Raw genomic sequence first — 4,816 nt, 5'->3', positions numbered from 1 at the left:
AAGATTGGCTAACACGCGCCACCCAATTCGAGACGCGCTACACCACTCTCTTTAGCCGACGCGCCCACCGCGACACCGCCTGACCAACTCCCCCAAGCCTTGCTAATATACTTACCGGCTATCCACCTGAAGTCCGGCAACAGTAATGTCTGAACATACCGTGAAAAATATATCAGGCGCAATTTATTACCTCATTATCGCCCCTAGCCGCCATTCTTTGCCGCATTAGCCCCTGCATAAACACATCAACATGTGTAATGGATGGAGCGATTAATCACAGCATTTCTGCCGTGCCCAAGCATTTCTGCTGTGCCTGTCCTATTTTCTGTCAATTTCTAAGCCGCCTGTGCGGCGGTGAACCGACAGCCTGGCACTTACTATCTCACCCCAGCTTTCTAAGCCGCCTGTGCGGCGGTGGAAGTGAAAAGGACAGGCACAACTGAACAACAGGCACAACTGAACAACACAGTGAGAAGCATTTCTGCTGTGCCCATTTCTGCTGTGCCTGTCCTATTTTCTCTCTGCCTATAAGTTATTGTAAATAAGCCAAATCCGTTGTAATGTCATAAACATAAAATTTACAAATACGGAAAAGTCTGTATTTAAATACGGATCTCTCCGCTCAATAAGTGTTAGAGCTTACATGGAAAGTTTATGAATGTGACTTTGAAAGAGATCATATTAGTGGTAATGACAGGTTGTATACCTGCATTACTAATTCAATTTAATGAAGGATTTATTAAGCTCAGAGAGTTTGTTTCTGGAGCGATGGTGCCAAATTATCTCTTCTTTTATTTCTTATTATTTTTCTTTCTACATGTTTTCTTAACTTCATTTTGTTGGTTGTACGGCTATAAATTTAGCCCTGAAAAACAAAAAAAAGCGAAACAAAAAATCATATATATCGCTGAAATTGGCGATAGTTTTTTGGGTATTTATCGTCTTGCCTCTGGGCTTTTGTTTACAATTCCAATTGTGTGGAAGTATGTCGAGCGAGACACATTAACAGATCTTCAGTTTGCTGGGTTGGTGTCGTATGCCTTATTGCTTTTAGGCGGTGTAATATCAATATCAAGCATCAATTCGTGGGCAAAGAGTAAGCTCTAACAAACGCATCAAGTCGCAGCTGAAGAGCGCGGCTGAAACAGAATCTAGAGAGAAACACATGAGTGAAGAAATAACGGAAATCGGCTTTAACGCGGTAGATGACTGGTCAGTAGAAGATTTTTATACTTTTTTCCATCAGCTTAATATTCTTTATAATCGATTGGCGGTGCTGGAAGACATAAAATTTAAGCAAAACCCCATTAAATTAAAGACGGCACTTTACGGGTCACTGTCAAGAATTCCACTGGAAAATAGACTTACAGTAAAATCGATAGAAATACATTCTCCTGGTGATTTCAATCTTTTAGGCTTGGATAAAATACTCATTCAAATGAGGGGCTTAATAAAAGATTTTACTTACAAAAATCGTTTAGAACGAGAGGCTAAGGAAGAGCAGCTCAGTCATGAGAAAGAGATGAATGAATTAAAAGTAATAGCCGAGAAGCAAAATATTTTAGCAAAACAAGTACAACTAATGAAAGACATCGGGTATGACCAAGAGCAAATAGATGCAGGTATTAAGGCGCTTTACGATCCTTTAAAACAACTAGAAGATATCGCTCAGCGTAAAAAGGTTACATTAAAGTCGACTAACAAACAAAGCCAATCAGACACTTAAACATGCCGCTGCTTTGAGCATTAAATTTTAGGAGAGAAGTATTGAGCGTTTGGATCTCGCAAAACTGGCTAGCACTTTATGGAGCTATCGTCGGCACTATCGCTCTGCTAATTAATTTATCGAAATTTATCCATGCGGTTAATAAAGACAAGGTAAAGCTTCGTGTTATCGCTGAGCAGCACCCTAATAAGCTAGAAAATGAAGCGGAACTTGCTAACCCTCATTCGAGAGAGCTCGGTGGAGGCCAGCAGCCGTTTTTACCGGTAAGTGAAAAGGACAGGCACAACTGAACAACACAGTGAGAAGCATTTCTGCTGTGCCTGTCCTATTTTCTTCTTCTATTGTTCAACTGAATCCGGATAAAAACGAAGAAATTGGTCACGTAAAAGTGGCAAAAGAAGAGCAGCTAAAAGCAGCTTAATTAAACACAACTCAGGCGACAACTAGCTTGACAGCCGCCGAACCCGTTTTAGAGGAATGCCATGTATATCGGAGAACTCGCCAAGCGCGCCGGCGCCACGCCCAAGGCCATTCGCCTGTACGAGGCCATGGGCTTACTGGGGCGCGTCGCGCGCCTGGGTGCCTACCGGGTCTACAACGACAAGCACGTCACCCAGATGCGCTTGATCAAGCAAGCCCAGGCCATGGGTTTCAAATTAGCCGAAGTGGCGCCCTCTGTCGGCGGCCAGCGTACCGAGCCCGACTGGACCGCCATGGCCGCGCTGGTCGAGCGTCGCCGCGACGATATCGCCCGCGAGATACTGCGCCTACAGGCCCTGGACGCGCAGTTGCAAGAAGTCAACATAGAAATACGCGCCTGCGCCGAAATCGCTTGACTCTGCCCCTGAGGGCAGACTTATCGTAAAGCTTCTTCCACTACAGAGTCATTTCGATGCAAACGTCCAACCACCCCAAGAACCTACTCGTCATCCTGGGCCATCCGTCCAATTCCATCTACAGCGCAGCTTCGGCTGAGGCCTATGTGCCAACCAGGAGAACCCCATGACGGTCTTGATTGCCGGAGGCTACGGCGTCGTTGGAGCCCAAATTGCGCGTCTACTTCGTAAACGCAACCCTGGATTGCGTTTGCTCATCGGTGGGCGTTCACAAAGCAAGGCACAGGCCCTGGCGCTTAAACTTGGCGATGCTGCGGGAGTCAGGTTCGACGTAAACGATGAAAACTGTTTGTCGCGTCTACCTGAGACACCGCAATTGCTTGTCATTGCTACCAACGACTTGAATGACGTGGCCCTCAAAGCCGCGATGCGTGCCAATGTTGCGCTGATCGACATCACCCGCTGGACCTCTCGGGTGCGCGACCTGGAAGCCATCGTTCAGGCCAGCCCGTCCTCAGCGCCTGTGGTGCAAGGATCGTCCTGGATGGCCTGCGTGCCGGGTGCGCTTGCGCTCCAGGCGACGGCGTCGCTGCAGCGCGTGGAAGCCATCAACATGGACATCCTTTACGCCTTGAAAGATATCTCTGGCGAGAACTCGGTGGAGTACATGGATCGCTTGAGCGCTCCCTTTGCGGTGGTCCGAGACGGCCAGCCTGGGCTGGCTATCCCGTACACGGAGGGGCGCAAAACACGGTTTTCCAACGGCTACGAGACCAAGGTCTACCGCTTCGACTGTCCGGATCAAACCGTTCTGCCGCAGCTATGCGCGGCCCGCTCGGTTGCCGCGCGAATCGCATTTGACGACAAAACGACCACGGCCGTCTTCTGGTTCATCATCCGCTCGGGTATCTGGGGACTGTTGAGCGGCCCGCGCTTCATGAAGCTGCGCCGCAGCCTGCTCCACAACCCCGGAACTGGTGCCCCCCACCATGTGCGCGTGGACATTGAAGGACAAAGCAACGGCGCGCTAGTGCACCGCACTCTACACCTCACAGACGCAGCCGGGCAATCACACATGACGGCAGTCGGTGCCGCTTTACAGACTGAATGGGTGCTGGGCTTGAATGGCTTCGTAGCACCAGGTCCGGGCCTGCACTACGGCGAACGCATGGGCCCGGCAGCGGTCGTGCTTGCGGCCTTCAAGCAAGAAGGAATCCTCGTCACAGAAGACTGTTGAGTCTGACTCAAGCCGCCGACCGGTGTGGTTCAACGTGAAAGGTTTTTGCGTAACACGGAGCATGTGAATTTTCTCAGATTCAAATTGTAAGTGCATAACTTGTTTTGGCTAGATCAAGTGGTCAGTTGCTCATAAGCTAACTGCTTTTTCTCCGGCAAGAGATCTTACAATGAGACACAGTAATTTTGGGGTCAGATCAAAATTAAATAGTCTACGGTGACTTTAATTTTGTTCTTGTATCTTAAACCCGTGTAGAACATAGGCTAAGTTTTATACTATCCAAGGTGATTGGATAAAGGGGTAGAGACACTGCAATAGTTCTCAGTACTTACCATTCTGTGGGTCAGATTAGTGCCTACCCCTCACCATTAGCGTCTTAAAATGCGAACAGTATCTTGTGCACAGTCTTAAGCTGTAGCACGTATAGCGACAAGAATGCAGTTGACGTTTCCAGGTAATACATATTAGCCCGCTTGGAGTGCTGAATACTTTTTAAATCTGACGGTGAAAAATCATCCACGAGCATATCTCCTTGTTGACACCACCACTTTACCCACTGTGCTTTTTTAAACAACACTGTACAAAAACACCTGTGCGTTAATTAGACACATTAAAGTATCAAAAAATACTAAGGGTTTTATCAGGTTGTTGCTGCAAAAATAGCGATGTAAGTTGGTGTAAAACAAACCGTGGCGGGCAGACAGTTAGCGGGGTAGTGTCGGGCTGGTGAGTATGATAAGTAATGTTCACTTCGTATCCCTGAAGTTGTTTTACACCACCATACCGTAACAGGTACAAATTGAAAAGTATTTTTAAGCAGTTGGTGTTAGCACGGGTTCTATTCCCGCCACCCGCTTAAAAGTACGTAAATAACATATTTTTTTATTTTGTTGTCACAGCCGCTGCTGTTGGCGCTACTTAGTAATGTTGCTTACTTATTACTAAGGATTAAAAATGAAAAACAACATAAACAGCACGCCGAAAAAAACCAAACCCAGCTGCTGGACTTATCTGGCC

Annotated in this window: 5 protein-coding genes; all 5 read left to right on the top strand. The window is 47.2% G+C overall.

All coding sequences use genetic code 11. The features are described 5' to 3' along the window. Positions 1–654: 654 nt before the first annotated feature. The 5 genes from VT06_RS16320 (at position 655) to VT06_RS16300 (ending at position 3,799) form a co-directional block, all read left to right on the top strand. Positions 655–1,107 (top strand): hypothetical protein, encoded by a 453-nt coding sequence (locus tag VT06_RS16320; RefSeq protein WP_046555399.1) that lies wholly within the window; start codon positions 655–657, stop codon positions 1,105–1,107. Positions 1,108–1,165: 58 nt separating this feature from the next. Then, positions 1,166–1,726, top strand: coding sequence for a hypothetical protein (locus tag VT06_RS16315; RefSeq protein ID WP_046555398.1), 561 nt, complete (start codon positions 1,166–1,168; stop codon positions 1,724–1,726). 41 nt (positions 1,727–1,767) lie between these two features. Beyond that, on the top strand, positions 1,768–2,016 hold the full coding sequence (locus VT06_RS16310; protein WP_046555397.1) for a hypothetical protein: 249 nt from the start codon (positions 1,768–1,770) through the stop codon (positions 2,014–2,016). Positions 2,017–2,208: 192 nt separating this feature from the next. Next, the gene (locus VT06_RS16305) at positions 2,209–2,562 is read left to right on the top strand and encodes a MerR family transcriptional regulator (RefSeq protein ID WP_046555396.1); all 354 of its coding nucleotides are present in this window, start codon (positions 2,209–2,211) and stop codon (positions 2,560–2,562) included. 166 nt (positions 2,563–2,728) lie between these two features. Continuing rightward, entirely contained in the window at positions 2,729–3,799 is a 1,071-nt protein-coding gene (locus VT06_RS16300) for a hypothetical protein (RefSeq protein WP_046555395.1), read from the top strand. The last annotated feature ends 1,017 nt before the right edge of the window (positions 3,800–4,816 follow it).

The organism is Arsukibacterium sp. MJ3 (assembly GCF_000987765.1).
Taxonomy (GTDB): domain Bacteria; phylum Pseudomonadota; class Gammaproteobacteria; order Enterobacterales; family Alteromonadaceae; genus Alishewanella.
Note: the sequence above shows the minus strand (reverse complement) of the source record. Positions and strands in the feature narration are given on the sequence as shown.

Coding starts and splice junctions, on each gene's coding strand:
- VT06_RS16315 (WP_046555398.1), top strand. CDS start 1,166: ATGAGTGAAGAAATAACGGAAATCGGCTTTAACGCGGTAGATGACTGG.
- VT06_RS16300 (WP_046555395.1), top strand. CDS start 2,729: ATGACGGTCTTGATTGCCGGAGGCTACGGCGTCGTTGGAGCCCAAATT.
- VT06_RS16305 (WP_046555396.1), top strand. CDS start 2,209: ATGTATATCGGAGAACTCGCCAAGCGCGCCGGCGCCACGCCCAAGGCC.
- VT06_RS16320 (WP_046555399.1), top strand. CDS start 655: ATGAATGTGACTTTGAAAGAGATCATATTAGTGGTAATGACAGGTTGT.